Annotated in this window: 19 protein-coding genes; 15 read left to right on the forward strand and 4 right to left on the reverse strand. The window is 69.3% G+C overall.

Annotated elements, in window-relative coordinates; translation table 11 throughout:
- Positions 1 to 5 precede the first annotated feature (5 nt).
- A complete protein-coding gene (locus ACGFH6_RS09515; RefSeq protein WP_393382026.1) occupies positions 6 to 482 on the forward strand; it encodes a hypothetical protein in 477 nt (158 codons plus the stop codon).
- 214 nt (positions 483 to 696) lie between these two features.
- On the opposite strand, the gene ACGFH6_RS09520 is transcribed toward ACGFH6_RS09515, so the two are convergent.
- On the reverse strand, positions 697 to 840 hold the full coding sequence (locus ACGFH6_RS09520) for a hypothetical protein (RefSeq protein ID WP_393382028.1): 144 nt from the start codon (positions 838 to 840) through the stop codon (positions 697 to 699).
- A gap of 11 nt (positions 841 to 851) precedes the next feature.
- On the opposite strand from ACGFH6_RS09520, the gene ACGFH6_RS09525 reads away from it, so the two are divergent.
- Positions 852 to 1,253 carry a hypothetical protein gene (locus ACGFH6_RS09525; RefSeq protein WP_393382030.1) on the forward strand — a complete coding sequence of 134 codons (402 nt, stop codon included), beginning with the start codon at positions 852 to 854 and terminating at the stop codon, positions 1,251 to 1,253.
- Here ACGFH6_RS09525 and ACGFH6_RS09530 read toward each other — a convergent pair.
- A complete protein-coding gene (locus tag ACGFH6_RS09530) occupies positions 1,250 to 2,149 on the reverse strand; it encodes a hypothetical protein (RefSeq protein ID WP_393382032.1) in 900 nt (299 codons plus the stop codon). The two genes, ACGFH6_RS09525 and ACGFH6_RS09530, sit on opposite strands and share 4 nt — an antisense overlap.
- Positions 2,150 to 2,332: 183 nt before the next feature.
- On the opposite strand from ACGFH6_RS09530, the gene ACGFH6_RS09535 reads away from it, so the two are divergent.
- Positions 2,333 to 2,914 carry a papain-like cysteine protease family protein gene (locus ACGFH6_RS09535; protein ID WP_393382033.1) on the forward strand — a complete coding sequence of 194 codons (582 nt, stop codon included), beginning with the start codon at positions 2,333 to 2,335 and terminating at the stop codon, positions 2,912 to 2,914.
- A 1-nt stretch (position 2,915) separates the two neighbouring features.
- The gene (locus ACGFH6_RS09540) at positions 2,916 to 3,695 is read left to right on the forward strand and encodes a hypothetical protein (protein ID WP_393382035.1); all 780 of its coding nucleotides are present in this window, start codon (positions 2,916 to 2,918) and stop codon (positions 3,693 to 3,695) included.
- Positions 3,696 to 3,765: 70 nt separating this feature from the next.
- Here ACGFH6_RS09540 and ACGFH6_RS09545 read toward each other — a convergent pair whose 3' ends face one another.
- Complete coding sequence (locus tag ACGFH6_RS09545) at positions 3,766 to 4,632, reverse strand: hypothetical protein (protein ID WP_393382037.1); 867 nt, start codon at positions 4,630 to 4,632, stop codon at positions 3,766 to 3,768.
- 52 nt (positions 4,633 to 4,684) lie between these two features.
- A complete protein-coding gene (locus tag ACGFH6_RS09550) occupies positions 4,685 to 5,911 on the reverse strand; it encodes a DUF349 domain-containing protein (protein ID WP_393382039.1) in 1,227 nt (408 codons plus the stop codon).
- A 235-nt stretch (positions 5,912 to 6,146) separates the two neighbouring features.
- Here ACGFH6_RS09550 and ACGFH6_RS09555 point away from each other — a divergent pair, with 235 nt between their 5' ends.
- The 11 genes from ACGFH6_RS09555 to ACGFH6_RS09605 all read left to right on the forward strand — a co-directional run bounded on the left by ACGFH6_RS09555 (position 6,147) and on the right by ACGFH6_RS09605 (position 19,517).
- Positions 6,147 to 6,836 (forward strand): MBL fold metallo-hydrolase, encoded by a 690-nt coding sequence (locus ACGFH6_RS09555; RefSeq protein WP_360443973.1) that lies wholly within the window; start codon positions 6,147 to 6,149, stop codon positions 6,834 to 6,836.
- Positions 6,833 to 8,167: a histidine--tRNA ligase gene (gene hisS, locus ACGFH6_RS09560; RefSeq protein ID WP_393382041.1), complete on the forward strand. Its 1,335-nt coding sequence runs from the start codon at positions 6,833 to 6,835 to the stop codon at positions 8,165 to 8,167. The genes ACGFH6_RS09555 and hisS overlap by 4 nt, the downstream gene beginning before the upstream one ends.
- On the forward strand, positions 8,164 to 9,966 hold the full coding sequence (gene aspS / locus ACGFH6_RS09565; protein ID WP_393382042.1) for an aspartate--tRNA ligase: 1,803 nt from the start codon (positions 8,164 to 8,166) through the stop codon (positions 9,964 to 9,966). The genes hisS and aspS overlap by 4 nt, the downstream gene beginning before the upstream one ends.
- A gap of 32 nt (positions 9,967 to 9,998) precedes the next feature.
- Complete coding sequence (locus tag ACGFH6_RS09570; protein ID WP_360443964.1) at positions 9,999 to 10,670, forward strand: GntR family transcriptional regulator; 672 nt, start codon at positions 9,999 to 10,001, stop codon at positions 10,668 to 10,670.
- 282 nt (positions 10,671 to 10,952) lie between these two features.
- Positions 10,953 to 12,686 (forward strand): ABC transporter substrate-binding protein, encoded by a 1,734-nt coding sequence (locus ACGFH6_RS09575; protein ID WP_393382044.1) that lies wholly within the window; start codon positions 10,953 to 10,955, stop codon positions 12,684 to 12,686.
- Positions 12,686 to 13,618: an ABC transporter permease gene (locus ACGFH6_RS09580; protein ID WP_393382046.1), complete on the forward strand. Its 933-nt coding sequence runs from the start codon at positions 12,686 to 12,688 to the stop codon at positions 13,616 to 13,618. Before ACGFH6_RS09575 ends, ACGFH6_RS09580 begins: the two co-directional genes overlap by 1 nt.
- Positions 13,615 to 14,571: an ABC transporter permease gene (locus ACGFH6_RS09585; RefSeq protein WP_393382048.1), complete on the forward strand. Its 957-nt coding sequence runs from the start codon at positions 13,615 to 13,617 to the stop codon at positions 14,569 to 14,571. The genes ACGFH6_RS09580 and ACGFH6_RS09585 overlap by 4 nt, the downstream gene beginning before the upstream one ends.
- Complete coding sequence (locus ACGFH6_RS09590; RefSeq protein WP_393382050.1) at positions 14,568 to 16,628, forward strand: dipeptide ABC transporter ATP-binding protein; 2,061 nt, start codon at positions 14,568 to 14,570, stop codon at positions 16,626 to 16,628. The genes ACGFH6_RS09585 and ACGFH6_RS09590 overlap by 4 nt, the downstream gene beginning before the upstream one ends.
- 3 nt (positions 16,629 to 16,631) lie before the next feature.
- Positions 16,632 to 17,570 carry an acetamidase/formamidase family protein gene (locus tag ACGFH6_RS09595; RefSeq protein WP_393382051.1) on the forward strand — a complete coding sequence of 313 codons (939 nt, stop codon included), beginning with the start codon at positions 16,632 to 16,634 and terminating at the stop codon, positions 17,568 to 17,570.
- Complete coding sequence (locus ACGFH6_RS09600; protein ID WP_393382052.1) at positions 17,570 to 18,574, forward strand: alpha/beta fold hydrolase; 1,005 nt, start codon at positions 17,570 to 17,572, stop codon at positions 18,572 to 18,574. Before ACGFH6_RS09595 ends, ACGFH6_RS09600 begins: the two co-directional genes overlap by 1 nt.
- Positions 18,575 to 18,584: 10 nt before the next feature.
- Positions 18,585 to 19,517, forward strand: coding sequence for a proline iminopeptidase-family hydrolase (locus tag ACGFH6_RS09605; RefSeq protein WP_393382053.1), 933 nt, complete (start codon positions 18,585 to 18,587; stop codon positions 19,515 to 19,517).
- The last annotated feature ends 156 nt before the right edge of the window (positions 19,518 to 19,673 follow it).

Below are 19,673 nucleotides of genomic sequence, written 5' to 3' on the forward strand. Positions count from 1 at the left end.
GGGCGGTGGGCAACGCCTTCGGCAGTTCGGTCGCCGGGCCGCGTGTGCGGCTGTCCAATGGTGGTTCGGACGTGTTCCTGGACGTGCTCGCGCTGGCGGCGTGCGAGCTGGCGGAGACCGAGTTCCAGCGCGGCTTCGCCTTGCTGCTGTGCAATTCGCGGATCGGGCTGGGCAACGAGAGCTTCGACCTGGACGAGTTGCCGTGGCCGTCCGTGGGCTGGGAGGCGGAGCGTGAGTTCCTGCTGCGGGTGATCGGGTTGGCGAAGGCGCGCTTCCGGTGGGAGATGCTGTCGTACGAGCCGCCGTACGCGGAGAAGTATCTGGCGGATTACGAGGACGTGGTGCGGGACTACCGGCCGCCGGCCGCACCGGTGGAGCTGCCGCGGATGTGGGATCCGGAGCCGGCCGCTACGGCGTTCACTCGTTGCCGTGAGCATGGATTATTCCTCGGCGACTACACGGACTGCCGAGTCTGTTCGTGAATCGCCGCAGCCTGCTGATCGTCGGCGCTGGGTTGCTCGCCGGATGCAGCAGTCCTGCGAGCCCGTCTCCGACCATCTCAGCTTCGTCTGCGCCGCTGACCTCGGCTCCACCGCCGACTGTTGCCACGACTCCGCCTCCGAAGGCCTCGGCGACTCCGCGTCCCGCGGTCGCGTTGCCGTCAGTGCGCCCGTGGGTGCCGGGTGCGGGAGAGATTCATCCGGAGGTCAAGCGGGCGGCGGTGGCGGCGGTGATGCAGTTGCTGGGCCGGCCACGGGCCGCGGTTGACGTGATCGACGCGCAGTACGGCGGGATCCTGAGCGAGTCGGCCAGCGTGCTGGTGCCTTGCCGTGTCTTCACGGTTGTCCTCGGTGGCTCGGAAGGTGCTGGCCAGTGAGCGGATCACGCTGCCACCTGCGTCCGAGGCGGATATCCGCTCCGGGCAGGTCCACGACAGCGTGCTCACCACGATGCTGGACCTCGCGAAGAACTACCGCATCGGCGTCAGCGTGATCCGCTCCGGGCATCCGATCAACGTCTTCGGCACCAACCGCCCCAGCGACCACCCCCGCGGCCGGGCCTTCGACACCTGGCAGATCAACGGCCACGCGGTCGTCGCCCCAGGCACCTCACGCTCCCTGATCACGTCGTACATGCGCGCCGCCGAGTCCCTCGGCTCCTACAACGTCGGCGGCCCGTACCAACTCTCCGGCGCCGCCTTCTTCTCCGACCAGACCCACCACGACCACGTCCACGCCGGTTTCCGGTCCTAGTCCCACTCCCACGCGATGCCGACCGTGCCAGGATCGGCGGAGGGTTCGACGACGTGCGCGCGGCCGTCGGCGGTGAGCATCAGATCGCGCCGCAGCAGATCGGGACCGCTGGTGTGCCGGCGACGGAACTCGTTCACGCGAACCGGCAGGGCGGCCCGGTCGAACTGCACCTCGAGCACGTAGTGCGCACCGCCCCACTCGCTGAACCGTTGGTAGTCCACCGACGGCAGGCCGGTCCGGTCCTCGATCTCGTAGTGCACGACAGCCGTGTCGCCGACGGCGAGAAGGCGATCGAGCAGGAGCTCTGCCAGCATCGCGCCGGCCTCGGGAGCACGCGCGACCCGGCCGGTCCGGCAGCCGCTCACCGCGTGCAGGGCGAGCTCGTCGACATCGCATCCGGGCTCGCCTTGGTGCGCGATGATGAGTCGGTCCACCGGCTCCACGGCGACAACGCTCTGAGTCACTCGTCTCCGCTGGGCGCTCCGGTCCGCACCGAGGTGGATCTCGTCGAGCACGGAGAGGGTGCGGAGCCGGCCGTGAGCGTCGCGACGAAGTCGATCGAGCAGCCGGGTGAGGGACACGGCGTAGTCGACGACGGCGTACGGCGGTGTCGTGGCGGCCGGTTCGCTGCGGGCCGGCGGGATGCGGACCGTGAGCCAGCCGGGTGGCAGCCGCAGGAGCTCCTCGAGCGCACTGATGACGGCCAGCGAGTCCTCGCGCGGGATCCGGCGGCCGCTCTGCCAGGTGCTGAGCGTCGCGACGCCGACGTGGAGCCCGCGGTCGGCCAGATGCGTGCGGATGCGGTTCAGGGCCAGGCCACGGCGCGCGATCGCCTGCCGCAGCGCCTCGGCGAACGACGTTTCCGGAGTCACAGGCCGCACCGACGATTCGATCATGGTGATGCTCCTTGGGTCCGCCGGTCAGTGTAAACATTCACAGCACTGTCCGGCAGTACTTCGTCACGCGCTGTTCACGGCCGCCTCGCGTTCACAGTGGGCATCCGGCCGGTCCGCCGGTTCTTGCCGGGCACGGGCGTGCTCCTGACGATGGACCTCTCCCCACCCACCGAAGGAGGATCCATGCGCAGGCTCCGCCCCCGCCGTACCTGGTCATTGCTTCTGGCAATGATCATCGGCCTGGCCACGCTGGTACCGCTCGCGCCGCCGGCCTCGGCCGCGCCCGGCAGCTACTACCTCGACGTCACCGGGCAGGCGCAGCAGAAGTCGAACTGGTGCTGGGCCGCCACCGGCAACAGCATCGCCGCGTTCTACGGGAAGTCGTACTCGCAGAACCAGTTCTGCAACTTGGCCTTCGGCAACAGCACGAACGTGACGTGCCCGAACAACCAGGCCACGCTGGCGAACGACCAGCGGGCGTTCCGGTCGATCGGGATCAGCGCCGGGAGCTACGTCTCGTCCACGCTCAGCTTCGGCACGCTCGTCGCCGAGATCGCGGCCGGGCGCCCGGTGATGACGCGCATCGGCTGGTCGTCGGGCGGCGGACACATGATGGACATCATCGGGTACGACTCCTCCGATTCCACGATCGAGTACTACAACCCGTGGCCGGACGACCCGCGCTACAACTACTCGACGTACACCTGGTACCGGTCCAACTCCCAGTTCACCTGGACCCACTCCCTGTACCGGATCGGAGCCTGACATGCCCCGCCCGAAGAACATCCTGCTCCGTCTCGGCGCCGTACTGGCCGTCGGTCTCGGCCTCGTGCTGACCGTCGGCGGGTCTGCCGGCGCGGCCGGTCCCGAGCCGGTGTCCAGCAGTGAGTTGTCAAAGGCAACCACCGCGGCGCACTCGCCGACGGCCGTCGGCCTGCTCGGCAAGGTCTCGGCTGGATCCGCGAAGACCGCGGCCACGGTCTCGCAGGACACGCATGCGGTGTACGCGCTCAACCCCGCGTTCGTTCGCGACGCCTCGGCGCCGGTGGCGACCTTCTGGTACGCCGCCACGCCGGCCAGCAAAGGTGGTCAGGCGCTGACTGTCTTCACTGCTCCCGACCCGGCCACCGGCAGCTGGCAGGCGGTCAACGTAGCGAGCGGCGACACGGAAGCCCGCATGTTCGCCGCAGCCCGCGGCGCGCTCGTCTTCACCGAGCCGCAGATCGGCGCCTGGTACGCCCTCACGAGCACCCAGATCCGACCTCTGAACGCCTCCGCCACCAAGTCGATCGGCCCCACCCCGATCACCGTCGCCGCCTACAACGACCTCGTCTCCACCCGCTACTCCGACAAACTCCCCGGCACCCACTACTCAGACCAGGGCCTCGCCGGCGGCTACGACACCACCGCCGCAGCACCCACCCATACCTACAACGACCTCATCCTCCGCTCCACAGTCGGCGCCATCGCTCTCTTGGGCCTGGCGTGCCTCTATCACCGCCGCGTCAACCGGAGGTCCGCAGCCACCCTCCGCAACGCGCGGTAGGTCCTAGAGGAATCGGCAGGTCAGACCGGGAGTCCCCACCGGCCTGACCTGCCGATCCACCCGGCGTCGGTTACCAGCGGCGGGGGAGTCTGGGTTCCTGGCACAGGAAGGCGCCGACAGCGAGCTCGAGCGCCGGATAAGAGCCCCACAAGTCAGTCCGCCGCACCGAGATCACGTGCCACCCAAGACCATCCAGCTCAGTACGCCGAGTCTCGTCGCGCAACTGCTGCTTCTGCGTCGAGTGCCACTGATCGCTGTCATACTCCAACCCCAACCGCCGCCCATCCACCACCCGCCCCGGATAACCAAGATCCAGCCGGTAGACCCGGCTGGGCCCATCCACGCGAACCTGTAGGTCGGGCGTACCGAAACCAGCATCCAGAAGTCGGAGCCGAAGCCAGGATTCTCCAGGCGAGGCGGCGCGTCGGTCCGCGTAGCGGAGGATCGTCTGGCACTGCCGATAGCCGCGATGGCCTTCGTACGCGGCCGAGGCGGCCCGAAGGGCCAAGCGGTCGGCCTTGCCCGAGCGGAGGATGGCGTCCACCGCGGACAGGGCAAACGGTCGCGGCAGCCGCATCGCCAGCCCGAGTGCGGTGGCTGCCGGGCTGGTCACCCGAATGCCGTCGACCTCGACGACCTCGGTGATCGGTTGATGGGTCCACTCAGGCTGGATGAGATCCTCAGCCCCGAGTGCAGTGGTGTCGATCCCGTGGAGCCATGCGGCAGCTCGTCCGCACACGACAGCGTCCGGCGGAACGACCAAGCGGAGGGCGTCGCTCCGAAGCTGGGATGAGTCACGCACCCGGACATCGATGTAGACACCCTTCAGGAGCTGGCGAATCTGGCCGCGGCCCAGCAGCCAGGCGAGTTTGCGCGGCACCTGGCGGGCCGTGAAGGGAATGCCCGCGAAGTAGTACGGCTCGTCGTACTGGAACATCCCAGCAGGATGACCGACAACCGCTTAGGCGTGCGTCGAGTTATCCACAGGGTCAGCTGAAGTCGGTTAGGGCGTTTTGGGCTTGGGTCAGCCATTCTCGGCGGGCGGCTATGGCTTCTCGGGCTTCGGTGGCCTTGCGGGTGTTGCCTTGGGATTCGTGCTTGGCGGCCTGCTTCTCCAAGTCGGCGATGAGGGACTGGAGTTGCTTGACGGTGGCCTCGGCGCGGGCGCGGGCCTCGGGGTTGCTGCGGTTCCAGACCTCGTCCTCGGCGGACTTCACGGCCTGCTCGACGGCGCGCAGGCGGGAGTCGACGGTGCGCATCGCGTCGCGCGGGACCTTGCCGATCTGGTCCCAGCGGTCGAGGTACTCGCGTAGCTGCTCGCGCGCGGCCTTCGCGTCCTCCACCGGCACGATCGTCTCGATCTCCACCAGCAGGGCCTCCTTGGCGCGGAGGTTCTCGACCTGCTCGGCGTTCTCCTCGGCCTGGATGGCGTCCCTGGCACCGAAGAACATGTCCTGGGCGGCCCGGAAGCGCGCCCACAGCTTGTCGTCCACCTCGCGCGGCGCGGGGCCGGCGGCCTTCCACTGCCGCATCAGGTCGCGGAAGCGGCCCGACGTCGGACCCCACTCGGTCGACGCCGCGAGCGTCTCCGCCTCGGCCGCGAGCCGCTCCTTCACCACCGCCGCCTCCTCACGCTTGGAGGACAGCTCGGCGAAGTGCTGCTTGCGATGCCGGGTGTACGTCGTCCGCGCGGAAGAGAACCGGTGCCACAGCTCGTCGTCGCTGGACTTGTCCAGCCGCGGCAGGGCCTTCCACTCGTCCAGCAGTTCGCGCAGGCGGGTGACGCCGTGGCGCCAGTCGGTGCCGGCCGCGATGGTCTCGGCCTCGGTGGCGATCTTGGTCTTGGCGGAGCGGGCTTCCTCGACCTTCGCGGCCCGTTCGGCCTTGCGCCGTTCGCGCTGCTGGGCGACGAGTGGGGTGAGCGCCTCGAGCCGGGTCCGCAGGCCGTCGAGATCGCCGACCGCCTGGGCCTCCTCGATCGAGCTGGTCACCTTCTTCACCGCGGCGCGCGCGTCGTCGGGCGACACGGTGCCCGCCTGGACCCGCTGTTCGAGCAGATCCACCTCGAACGCCAAGGCGTCGTACCGGCGGGTGTAGAAGGCGAGGGCCTCCTCTGGGTTGGCGTCCGGCCACTGGCCGACCGCGCGTTCACCGTCCTTGGTCCGTACGAAGACCGTTCCGTCCTCCGCTACCCGGCCCCAGCTCTCTCCGGCCACAACTCGCCCCTTCCGGCGGTATGTACTGCGCTCGTGCCCATTCTGGTCAGTCCCTGGTCCAACCGCGCGAACAAGGCCTGGCCGGGCGCGTCGAGGCGCTTTCTCGACGCTTATCCCTGAACAATCACAAACTCCTGTCGCGGACGCAACGGTGTTGCGTCACAATCCGGTTCGAACTCACCGCCCGCGCACCGGTAGCCTTGGGTGGTCCCGAACCGTTCCAGGAAGGTCAGTCGTGCTCATCGCCGGGTTCCCCGCGGGGTCGTGGGGTACGAACTGCTACGTCGTCGCCACCGGCCAGGGCGCGGAATGCATCGTCGTCGACCCGGGCCAGGACGCGGCCGCGGGCGTCGAGCAGGTGGTCCGGGAGAACAAGCTCAAACCGGTGGCCGTCCTGCTCACACACGGTCACATCGACCACATGTTCTCGGTCCTGCCGGTCTGCGGGACGTACGACGCGACCGCCTGGATCCACCCGGACGACCGGCACCTGCTGGCCGATCCGATGGCCGGCCTCAGCCCGGAGACGGCGCGGATGCTGCTGGGCGGCAACCACGAGTTCGCCGAGCCTGACGACGTCTCCGAACTCAAGGACGGCCTGAGTCTCGAGTTGGCCGGCCTCGGCTTCACCGTGGACCACACGCCGGGGCACACCCGGGGTTCGGTCACGTTCACCACGCCGTACGACGGGCCGGAAGACGTGCCCGCGGTTCTGTTCTCCGGTGACGTGTTGTTCGCCGGGTCGATCGGCCGGACGGATCTGCCTGGGGGCGACCATCCGGCGATGCTGCATACGTTGGCCACCAAGATCCTGCCGATGCGCGACGAGATCGTCGTCCTGCCGGGTCATGGTGGCCAGACCACGATCGGCCGGGAGAAGGCGACCAACCCCTACCTGCAGGACCTGGAGATACCGAAACCATGAGCACCAAGGTGACCCCACTCAGCGGGTTCCCCGAATTCCTTCCGCAGGACCGGATCGTCGAGCAGCAGTTCCTCGACGTGATCCGGGAGACGTTCGAGCTGCACGGCTTCGCGTCGATCGAGACCCGCGCGGTCGAGCCGGTCGAGCGTTTGTCCAACCAGGGCGAGGATGCGGACAAGGAGATCTACGGCGTACGGCGCCTCGCCGCCGGAGCCGACGAGGACGCGGCGCTGGGTCTGCACTTCGACCTGACCGTGCCGTTCGCGCGGTACGTGCTGGAGCACAGCGGCAAGCTGGTCTTCCCGTTCCGCCGCTACCAGATCCAGAAGGTCTGGCGGGGTGAGCGCCCGCAGGAGGGCCGCTACCGCGAGTTCACCCAGGCGGACGTCGACATCATCGACTCCGGCGAGCTGCCGAACCACTACGAGGTCGAGCTGCCGCTGGTGATCGCGGACGCTTTGCGCCGCCTGCCGGTGCCGGAGTTCGTGATCAAGGTCAACAACCGCAAGATTCCCGAGGGTTTCTACCGCGGGCTCGGCCTGGACGACGTGACCTCGGTGCTGCGGATCGTCGACAAGATCGACAAGATCGGCCCGGAGAAGGTCGTCGAGCGGCTGATCGAGGCGGGTGCGACCGACAAGCAGGCGCGGCTCGCGGTGCAGCTGGCCGACATCTCCAGCACGGACAGCTCGTTCGCGGATCAGGTTCGTGCGCTCGGCGTCGAGCACCCGACGCTGGACGAGGGTCTCGAGCAGCTGAGCCAGGTGATGGCCGCGGCCGCCGACCACGCGCCCGGCCTGCTGATGGCCGACCTACGGATCGCCCGTGGCCTGGACTACTACACCGGCGCGGTCTACGAGCTGTACCTGGTCGGCCAGGAGTCGTTCGGGTCAGTCGGTGGCGGCGGCCGGTACGACGCCCTCGCATCCGACGGCAAGACGACGTACCCGGGTGTGGGGATCTCGATCGGCGTGTCCCGGCTGGTGCACCGGCTGGTCAGCCAGGGGCTGCTCAAGGGCACCCGCAGTACGCCGACCGCCGTTCTCGTGGCCCTCAGTGCAGAAGAGGACCGGGCCGAGGCCATGCGGACCGCGGCGACGCTGCGCGGCCGGGGGATTCCCGTCGAGGTGGCGCCGGCCGCGGCGAAGTTCGGGAAGCAGATCCGGTTCGCGGACCGGCGGGGTATCCCGTTCGTGTGGTTCAGCACCGAGAACGGTCCCGAGGTAAAAGACATCCGCAGTGGCGAGCAGGTGCCCGCCGATGCCGCCACCTGGAACCCCCCGGCCGAAGATCTACGTCCCAGCATTGCAACGCAGGAGGAGAACTCGTGATCCGTACCCATTCCGCAGGCTCGTTGCGCGCCGAGCACACCGGGCAGACCGTGATCCTGGCGGGCTGGGTGGCGCGGCGACGCGATCACGGTGGCGTGGCGTTCATCGACCTGCGCGACTCGACCGGCACCGTGCAGGTGGTCATCCGCGACGAGGACGCCGCGCACGGCCTGCGCTCGGAGTACTGCCTGAAGATCGTCGGCGAGGTCGCGCTGCGCCCGGAGGGCAACGCGAACCCGAACCTCCCGACCGGCGAGATCGAGATCATCACGACCGAGGTCGAGGTGCTGAACGAGGCCGCGCCGCTGCCGTTCCCGGTCGAGGAGCACCACGCGACGCCGGTGAACGAAGAGGTCCGGCTGAAGTACCGCTACCTCGACCTGCGCCGCCAGGGCCCGGGTGCGGCGATCCGCCTGCGCAGCGACGTCAACAAGACGGCCCGTGAGGTCTTGGCCAAGCACGACTTCGTCGAGATCGAGACGCCGACGCTCACCCGCTCCACGCCGGAAGGCGCCCGCGACTTCCTGGTGCCTGCTCGCCTGCAGCCGGGCAGCTGGTACGCACTGCCGCAGTCGCCGCAGCTGTTCAAGCAGCTGCTGATGGTGGCCGGGATGGAGCGGTACTTCCAGATCGCCCGCTGCTACCGCGACGAGGACTTCCGCGCCGACCGGCAGCCGGAGTTCACCCAGCTCGACATCGAGATGAGCTTCGTCGACCAGGACGACATCATCGCGCTGTCCGAGGAGGTCCTGACCTCGCTCTGGAAGCTCGTCGGGTATGACGTCCAGACGCCGATCCCGCGGATGACATACGCCGAGGCGATGGCGCGGTTCGGGAGCGACAAGCCGGATCTGCGGATGGGCCTGGAGCTGGTGGAGTGCACGGAGTACTTCAAGAACACGCCGTTCCGGGTGTTCCAGGCGCCGTACGTCGGTGCCGTCGTGATGCCCGGGGGAGCGGACCAGCCGCGCAAGCAGCTGGACGCTTGGCAGGACTGGGCCAAGCAGCGTGGAGCTCGCGGTCTGGCGTACGTGCTCGTCGGTCAGGACGGCGAGCTCGGCGGTCCGGTGGCCAAGAACCTGTCCGACGAGGAGCGCGCGGGCATCGCCGACCACGTCGGCGCGAAGCCGGGTGACTGCATCTTCTTCGCCGCCGGTCCGGTGAAGTCGTCGCGGGCACTGCTCGGCGCGGCCCGGCTGGAGATCGGCCGCCGCGGTGGCCTGATCGACGAGTCGACCTGGTCGTTCGTGTGGGTCGTCGACGCGCCGCTGTTCGAGCCGGCCGACGAGGCGACCGCCGCCGGTGACGTCGCGGTCGGTTCGGGTGCGTGGACCGCGGTCCACCACGCCTTCACCTCGCCGAAGCCGGACTCGCTGGAGACCTTCGACACCGACCCGGGCTCGGCGCTGGCGTACGCGTACGACATCGTCTGCAACGGCAACGAGATCGGTGGTGGGTCGATCCGTATCCACCGCGAGGACGTGCAGAAGCGGGTCTTCAAGGTGATGGGCCTGACCGACGAGGAGGCCTCGGAGAAGTTCGGCTTCCTGCTCGACGCGTTCAAGTTCGGCGCGCCGCCGCACGGCGGGATCGCGTTCGGCTGGGACCGGATCACCGCGCTGCTGGCCGGCACCGAGTCGATCCGCGACGTGATCGCGTTCCCGAAGTCCGGCGGAGGGTACGACCCGCTGACCGCCGCGCCGGCGCCGATCACCGCCGCGCAGCGCAAGGAGGCCGGCGTCGACGCCACGCCGGGCAAGTCCGACGCTCCGGGCAGTGCGGGCGGCGGTAACGGCTGAACCGGTTTGGCGGTTCGTATACAGTCGACCTGGTGACCTCCAACCCGGTTCTTGTCGGAGACGGCCATCTGCCCCTGCGCGACGTGGTCGCGGCGGAACTGCGCCGGCTGATCCTGGACGGTTCGCTGCAACCGGGCGAACGGCTCGTCGAGGATCGGCTGGCCCAGCAGCTCGGCGTCTCGCGCAACCCGATCCGGGAGGCGATGCGGGTGCTGGAGGCCGAGGGCTTTCTCGACGTGGTCGCCCGGCGCGGGGCGTTCGTGGCGAAGCTGTCGGCCCGCCAGGCCGACGACCTGTTCTATGTCCGGCTCGCACTGGAGCCGTTGGGAGCCCGCCTGGCCGCTTCGGTCGAGGAGCCGCCAACCGCTTTGCTGCAACGGGCCTGGGAAATCCTGGCCATGGTCCGTGACTCCGGGCCGGACCAGGATCTCGACACCCTGTCGACCCTGCACACCGAGCTGCACTCGCTGGTATTCGAGATGACCCGCAACAGCTACCTGATCGCCATCGCGATCCCGATGGTGAAGCGCGGCCAGTGGCTGCTCCGGCAGAGTGCGCCGCTGCAGAACCCGGCCGCGTGGACCGAGCATTACGGCCTGATCGAAGCCATCGAGGCCGGTGACGCCGACCTCGCCGAGGCGGCCGCCCGCCACCACGTGCTGAGCGTGCGCAGTTCACTGCGGCCCCGGCTCGATCGAGCCTGAGCCCACCTCAGGCCGCCGCGACACCCGCAATCTGTATACGACGGCGATCTCGACGGTCTCCATTCGCGAGGACCGATTCCTCTGTCGGCCCCGGCCGATGGCCGGAAGTTCTGCTGCCTTCCCTGCCGTAGAGCCCTGTGTTTCAAGGAAACAGGCGCAGGGTGGCCACCGCTCCACAGCCGGAGACGAAACTGTCACGTGGCGGATCGGAAATATGCTCGTAGCACAGGCCGTATACAACATACGGAAGAGCTTGGCCTGTCACCTCGAGGAGCACCTCTCATGGACCACCACCCCCATCGCTCCACCACCGCGGCCTCCACCACCGCGGTCTCCACCGCCGGGGCCTCCACCACCGCGGCCTTCGGCACCGCCGTCCGCCGTCCGATCTCCCGCCGCCGGCTGCTGGGGCTGGGCGGCGGCCTCGCCGCCGGGGTCGGCCTTGCCTCGGTGCTGTCCGCCTGCAGCGCCGACGACGCCACCACGACCGCCGCGGTCTCGTCCAGTGGCGGGACGCTGACGATGGGCATCAACGCCACGCCCGACACGCTCGACCCCGGAGCCACCGGTCTGGCGCTGACCCTGCTGATCTCGTTCGCGCTGTTCGACCCGCTGGTCTACTGGCTGCCCGACGGCAACGGCGGCAGCGATTTCCACCCGGGCCTGGCCGAGTCCTGGACGATCTCGCCCGACGCCTCGGTCTACACCTTCAAGCTGCGCAAGGGCGTGACGTTCCACGACGGTACCCCGTTCAACGCCGCCGCGGTGAAGGCGACGTACGACCACGTGGTCGACCCGCGGACGAAATCCAAGAGCGGGCTGGGGGCGCTCGGGCCGTACCGCGAGACGAAGGTGCTCGACGACTACACCGTGCAGATCGTCTTCACCGAGCCGAACGCGTCATTCCTGCACCAGCAGGCGGCCGGCAACTTCGGTATCTCGTCGCCGGCCGCGCTGGCCAAGTACGGACCGACCGGCTTCGGCAACCACCCGGTCGGCACCGGGCCGTTCACATTCGACAGCTACCAAACCGGCAGCCAGCTCACACTGCTGAAGAACCCGAAGTACACCTGGGGACCGAAGGCGCTCGGCGACGGGCCGGCCAAGCTCGACAAGCTGGTCTTCCGGATCGTCACCGACGACAGTGGCCGCTACAACGCGCTGCAGAGCGGTCAGCTGCAGATCGCCATGAACCTGCCGCCGAACAACATCTCCGCCGCCCAGAAGTCCGGCAGGTACCAGCAACTGGTGGTGCCCTCGATCGGTACTCCGCTCGGGATGCCGATCAACGTGGCCAAGCCGCCGACTGACGACCCGCTGGTCCGGCAGGCGATCCTGTCCGCGGTCGACCAGGACGCGATGGTCAAGAGCGTGCTGTACGACGTCTACAAGCCGGCCCACAATGTGCTGACCCCGATCACCCCCGGGTACAGCGAGGCGGCGAGCAAGACCTACTCCTACGACCCGGACAAGGCGGCAGCGCTGCTCGACCGGGCCGGCTGGTCCGTCGATGACGGTGGCACCCGGACAAAGAACGGCCAGAAGCTCAACCTGGACATCATCTTGTTCAGCGGGGCAGGCCTGGAGCTGCCGACCCAGTTCATCGTCTCGGAGCTGCAGAAGGTCGGCTTCAGCGCGACCACGTCGGTCCAGCCGTTCGCCACCGCGCAGGCCAGCTTCAACTCCGGCGTGCACAACCTCGGCTCGTTCGGTTACTACGGCGCCGACCCGTACCTGCTCAACATCTGGGTCAACTCCAACGCGATCGAGTCCGGCTTCAACTGGTCCCACTACAACAACCCGGCGATCGACAAGATGATCGCCCGGGCCAACGCCACCGCGGCCGAGGCTGCCCGAAACAACTTGTACCAGCAGGTCGGGACGAAGCTGATGCAGGACTCGATGTTCCTGCCTCTGTGGGATGTCGCGGGTGCGTTCACGCTCTCGCCGAAGGTGAAGAACCTGCACCAGACCCTCAACGGCTACCTGGCGTTCCACAGCGCCACCGTCGGCTGATGGCGCTGTTCGTCCTGCGCCGGCTCGGCGCGGCGGTCCCGGTCGTGCTGGGCATCACACTGATCGCGTTCATCTTGGTGCACGTCGTTCCGGGCGACCCGGCCAAGGTGATCCTGTACGGCGCGAACGCCTCCCCGGAGCAGATCGCCGCGCTGCGCCAACAGCTCGGGCTCGACCTCCCGCTGTGGCGCCAGTACGCCGCCTTCGCCGGCCAGCTGCTGCGCGGCGACCTCGGCACGTCGTTCCTGACCCAGAACTCGGTGGCCTTCGAGCTGCTCTCCCGGGCTCCGAGCACGCTGGTCCTGACGCTGGCGTCGATGCTCGTGGCGGTGGTGATCGGAGTCCCGCTCGGTCTGGTCGCGGGGATGCGGCCCGGCTCGGCGCTCGACACGCTGGCTCGCTGGATCTCGTTCGCCGGGGTGGCGGTGCCGTACTTCTTCCTGGCCCTGCTGCTGGTGCTGGTGTTCAGCGTCAAGCTGCAGTGGTTCTCCGCGATCGACGACGGAACGGCGAAGGCCCTGGTGCTGCCGGCGGTCTCGCTCGGCTGGGGCTATGCCGCGATCCTGACCCGGCTGGTCCGCGGCCGGGTGATCGAGGAGCTGCGCAGCGACTACGTGAAGGCGGCCCGGGCCAGGGGCAGCGGCGACCTGCGCGTGCTGCTGCGGCAGGTGCTGCGCAACTCGTCGGTGCCGGCGGTCACCACCATCGGCCTGCAGTTCGGCAACATCCTGACCGGTGCCGCGATCACCGAGGTGATCTTCGGCCGCGCCGGGCTCGGCAGCTTCCTGGCCACCTCGATCACCAGCAAGAACATCCCGGTCGTGCAGGGCGCCGTCGTGGTGATCGGCGTCTCCTACGTCCTGATCAACCTCGGCGTCGACCTGCTCGTCGGCGCCATCGACCCCCGCACCCGGCAGGAGGCCCGAGGATGACGACCGACCCCCTGAGCCTGAGCCCGGCCGTCCGGCCGGGGCGGACGGCGATGCCCGCCACCGGCTCCGTCAAGGGGCTGAAGGCAACCATCGGACGTACCGGGCTGCTGCTGGCGGTGCTTCTCGTCGGCATCCTCCTGGCCGCACCCGGCCTGCTGGCGCATGTCAGCCCGGTTGCCACCAGCGACGCGAACCTGCAAGGCCCCAGCGGGAGTCACCTGTTCGGCACCGACCTGCTCGGCCGCGACGTCTTCAGCCGCACCGTGTACGGCGCTCGCCCGGTGCTGCTGGCCAGCCTGCTCGGGGTTCTGCTTGCCACGGCGGCCGGTGTCGCCATCGGGGTTCTGGGCGGAGTCGCTCCGAGGCTGGTCAATGCAGTGGTGATGCGTCTGGTCGATGTGTTCCTGGCCCTCCCGGTGCTGCTGATCGCCCTGATCCTGATCGCGACCGCCGGATCCGGCGTCCGCAGCATCGTGCTCGCCATCGGCATTGCCTTCACTCCCGGCTTCGCCCGCGTGGTGGAGTCCTCGGTCCGCCGCCTACGCAAGGCGGAGTACGTCGAGGCGGCGCGTGTCTTCGGGTCGACCACCATCCGCACGTCCTGGCGGCACCTGATCCCCAACCTGCTCACCGAGGTGGTCGTGCTCGGCAGCAGCGCGATCGGCTGGGGTGTGCTGACGGCGACGACGCTGAGCTTTCTCGGCCTCGGCGTCCGGCTGCCGGCACCCGACTGGGGGAGCGACTTGGCCGCCGGTGCGACGAACCTGGCCGACGCCTGGTGGCTCTCGACCTTTCCCGGCCTGGCCATCATGGCCACGATCCTGCTGGCCAACTTCGCCGGTGACCACCTGATGCGGGTGCTCGACCCGCGCGAGGGCGTGCGGTTCGGCCGCCTGTTCCGGCTGGTCGCCGCCCGGCGGTCCGCTACCCGCGACGGAAGGGACGAGAGATGAGCCTGCTCGAGGTCAGCGGCCTACGGACCGAGATCGACACCCGGCAGGGCCGGATCCGTCCGGTCGACGGGGTGAGCTTCTCCGTCGAGGCGGGTCAGACCCTCGGCCTGGTCGGGGAGTCCGGGTGCGGCAAGACGATGACCGGCCTGTCGATCCTGCGGCTGCTGCCGCCCGGCGGAGCGGTCACCGGCGGGTCCGTCCGCCTTGACGGCGAGGAGCTGACCGGCTTGGACGAGCCCGCGATGCGCCGGTTGCGCGGTCGCCGGATGGTGATGATCTTCCAGGACCCGATGACCTCGCTGAACCCGGTCCGCACGATCGGCAGCCAGCTCCGCGAGGCGTACCGGATCCACGTCGGCGGCAGCCGCGCGGCGGCGACCGCGCGGGCCACCGAGGTGCTCGGACTGGTCGGCATGCCACGGCCACGGGAACGGCTGGGTGACTACCCGCACCAACTGTCCGGCGGGATGCGGCAGCGGGTGATGATCGCGCTCGGCCTGATGTGCGAACCGAAGCTCCTGATCGCCGACGAACCGACCACTGCGCTCGACGTGTCGATCCAGGCGCAGATCCTGACCCTGATCGACGACCTGAAGTCGCAGCTGTCGATGGGAGTGCTGCTGGTCACGCACGACATGGGAGTGATCGCCGAGTACGCCGACCGGGTGGCGGTGATGTACGGCGGCCGGATGGTCGAGCAGGCCGGCGTCCAGCAGTTGTTCGAGGCACCCCGGCACCGCTACACGAAGGCGCTGCTCGCTGCGATGCCGACGCTGGAGCTGGACCGCGGCACAGAGTTGTCCACCATCCCCGGAGCACCGCCGAAACTGCTGGACCTCGCACCGCAGTGCCGCTTCGCGCCGCGGTGCGCCTTCGCGCAGGACGATTGCCGCAATACGGACCCGGCCCTGGTGGAGGTGACACCTGGCAGCGATCACCTGCACGCGTGTTTCCATCCCACCGCGGAGTCCCCTGCGCGGTGCGAGCCGGAGGTACGGCGTGTGCGGAGCGGAGCCGAGCCGCCGACGAGTGAGACCCTGGTCCAGCTCTTCGACGTGCACAAGAGGTTCGGGCTGAAGTCGCAGCGGCCGTTCAGGCCCAGGCGGGCGGTGCACGCGGTGTCCGGGGTGACATTGAGCATCGGGGCCGGTGAGACACTCGGCATCGTGGGGGAGTCGGGCTGCGGCAAGACCACGATCGGCCGGATGCTGGTCGGGCTCGAACGTCCGAGCAGCGGCTCGGTCACCTTCGACGGCCGCGACTTGACCGCTCAGAGTCCGGCTGTACGACGGCGTCGCCGGCGGGACCTGCAGATGATGTTCCAGGACTCCGCGGCCGCCCTGGACCCGCGGATGACGGTCGCCGGACTGATCGAGGAACCACTGATCGCCCAGGGCGTCGGCACGCGCCGCGAGAGGCGCGACACCGTGCGCGAACTGCTGGACGCGGTGGGCCTACCGCCCGAGGCCGCGCAGCGCTACCCGCACGAGTTCTCCGGTGGGCAGCGGCAGCGGATCGCGATGGCCCGAGCGCTGGCGCTGCGCCCGCGGGTGATCGTGGCCGACGAGCCGGTGTCCGCGCTCGACGTCTCGGTCCAGGCGCAGATCCTGAACCTGATGCGCTCGCTGCAGGACCGGTACGGCCAGACGTACGTGGTGATCTCGCACGACCTGTCGCTGCTGAAGTACCTGGCCGACCGGATCGGCGTGATGTACCTCGGCCGGCTGGTCGAGCTGGGGCCGAGCGAGGACGTCTACGGTGCGCCTCGGCACCCGTACACGGCGGGACTGATCAAGGCGATCCCGTTGCCACCAGCTGCCAAGGCCGACCAGCCCGAGTCACGTCAGGAGCAGTCGGGACCGGTGCGGTCCGTGGGACTCGGCGGCGAGTTGCCGTCCGCGATCGATCCGCCGAGCGGTTGCCACTTCCGGACCCGTTGTCCACTGGCCACCGAGCGCTGCGCCACGGAAGCACCGGCGCTCACCGCCGGCGACGGCCTGCACGCGGTGGCCTGCCACCACCCCCTGACCACCGAACTCCTGACACCGGCGAGGTAGCGGATGACCCTCCACGACACCACCCACAGACTCGACCCCACCCCGCGGACGACGCTCGACGTGTTCACCGCGGAACGTGCACCGGTGCTGACCGTCGACCCGGGCGACACCCTCGTCGTACGGTCGCTGGACGCCTCCGGCTACCTCGAGCCGCAGACTACGCCCGGGGAGAAGCAGCCGACGATGTTCGCCGAGTCGCGCGGGCACTGCCTGACCGGCCCGATCGCGGTGCGGGGTGCGCGGCCGGGCGACCTGCTGGCAGTGCGGCTCCTGTCGCTGACCCCGGATCCGTGGGGCTGGACCGTCGCCGGTGCGCTCGAGTCCCCGATCACCGAACGACTCGGGATCACCGGGCAGCCGCCGTCCTGGCTGCTGTGGGATCTGGACGCCGAGGCCGGCACGGGGACCTGCAACGCCGGCTTCAGCCGGCAACTGGCGCCCTTTCTGGGCGTGATCGGTGTTGCTCCGCGGGCCACCGGCGAGCACTCGACCATCCCGCCCCGCGCGGTCGGTGGCGGCAACATCGACTGCAAGGAACTCGTCGCCGGGTCGACGCTCTACCTGCCGCTCGCCGTCGCCGAGGCGATGCTCAGCCTCGGCGACGGGCACGCGGCCCAGGGCGACGGCGAGGTCGGCGGGACCGCTATCGAGTGCCCGATGACCACCACCTTGGCGCTGGACCTGGTCCGCGAGCCGCCGCCGCTGCGGTCGATCCACGCGGAAACCCCGGCGGGACGGATCACCTTCGGACTCGACCCCGACCTCGACGTCGCGATGGGCGACGCGCTGGACGCGATGGTGTGCTGGCTGGAGGTGATCCTCGACGTGGACAAGAGCACCGCCCTGGCCCTTGCCAGCACCGCCGTCGATCTCAGGATCACTCAGGTCGCGAACCAGACTTGGGGCGTGCACGCCGTGCTGCCGACCGGAGTACTGGTGTGATGGCCTGGCCGGTGGAGACCGGGGTGTTCGCGCTGGGGGACCTGCCGGTGGAACGCGGCGGCGTCATCCGCGACGCCGGGCTGGCCTGGCAGACGCACGGCACGCTGGCGCCGAGCCGGGACAACGTGATCGTCTATCCCTGCAGCTACGGTGCGACGCACGAGACGCAGGACTGGCTGATCGGGCCCGACGGGGTGCTCGACCCGGAGCGCTGGTTCGTGGTGATCCCGGACATGTTCGGCAACGGGTTGTCGTCGAGCCCGTCCACCGACCCGGACTACCCCTCGCTGGTGACGATGGCGGACAACGTGCACGCGCAGTACCGGCTGCTCACCGAGGCGTTCGGCATCACCCAGGCGCACACGGTGTACGGGTTCTCGATGGGCGCCGGCCAGGCCTACCACTGGGCGGCGCTCTACCCGGACTTCGTCCAGCGGGCGATCGTCGTGTGCGGCAGCGCACGTACGTCGCTGCACAACCGGGTCTTCTTGTCCGGGCTGCTCCGCATCCTGGAGGCGGCGCCGGAACACCTCGGCGACGGGCGGTTCGGCGCGGAGCCGGTCGCGGCGAAGAGGGCCTTCGCGCACGTGTACGCCGGCTGGGGGCTGAGCCAGGACTTCTATCGCGCCCGGCTGTTCGAGACCCTCGGCTTCGCCGACCTGGACACCTTCCTGCAGGTTGACTGGGTCGACCAGTTCGCGGAGGGACGCGCGGCCGATCAGTACGCCCAGGCCCTGACCTGGCTGGCGGCCGACATCAGCACACCGTACGACAGTGACCTGGACGCCGCGCTGGCGGCGATCACCGCCCGGGTCCTGCTGATGCCTTCGGCAACCGATCTCTACTTCCGGACGGCGGACAACGAGCTGGAGCTGGCCGCGTTGCGCAAGGCGGAGCTGGCCGAGATCCCGAGCGTGTGGGGTCACCGGGCCGGATCACCGCGCGACATCCCGGACGACCTCGCCTTCCTCCGCCGGCACGTACGCGGCTGGCTCGCCGACTGAAAGGACCACCATGAGCATCGCCGACTCGTCTTACCGCATCCTGCCGCCCACGCTGGACGGGCGGATCCCGTTCGCCGACGGTGAGACCTGGTTCCGCGTCACCGGTGACCTGTCCAGTGGCGTTACGCCGCTGGTCGTCGCGCACGGCGGTCCCGGCGCCACGCACCAGTATCTGCTGTCGCTGACCGCATTTGCGGATCCGGATGGGCCTGCGCGGCCGGTCGTGCACTACGACCAGTTGGGCTGCGGGAACTCGACGCACTTGCCCGACGCCGACCCGTCGTACTGGACCGTCGAACTGTTTCTGACCGAGCTGGAGAACCTGGTCGCGCTGCTCGGGATCGCCGACAACTACCACTTGCTGGGCCAGTCGTGGGGCGGCATGCTCGCCGCGGAACACGCCGTACGGCGTCCTGCCGGGCTGAGACGGCTCGTCATCGCGAACTCGCCGGCGTCGATGCCGTTGTGGCTGGAGGCGGCCGCCTCATTGCGGGCCGGACTCCCCCCGGTGATCGACCAGACCCTCCGGTCGCACGAGGAGGCCGGGACCACGGACTCCCCGGAGTACGAGGCCGCGATGACGACGTTCTACGACCGGCACGTCTGCCGGGTGGTGCCGAACCCGCCCGAGGTGCGCGCGGCGTTCGCGGCACTGGAGGAGGACCCGACGGTCTACCACACGATGAACGGGCCGAGTGAGTTCCACGTGGTCGGCAGTCTGCGTGACTGGAGCATCGTGGACCGGCTGGCGAACATCGACGTGCCGACGCTGGTGATCTCAGGGGTGTACGACGAGGCGGCACCGGTCACCGTGATTCCGTACGCGAAGCTGATCCCGGACGTCCGCTGGGAAGTGTTCGAGTACTCCAGCCACATGCCGCACATCGAGGAGCACAGCCGGTACGTCTCGATGGTCGAGTCCTTCCTGCGCGGCCGGGACTGACTCGAGAGGCTTGAGCTCGACCGCGTTGGTCGCCGCGTCACCGGCGTACGCGACCGTCTTCGAGACCTACGGCACCGGCGTGAAGTTGCCGGGCGATGCGGGACGCGAACATCAACACGCCGTACCGCAAGGCCGCGTTCCTGGCCACGCTGGTGC

Source organism: Kribbella sp. NPDC049227 (assembly GCF_043197265.1).
Taxonomy (GTDB): Bacteria; Actinomycetota; Actinomycetes; order Propionibacteriales; family Kribbellaceae; genus Kribbella.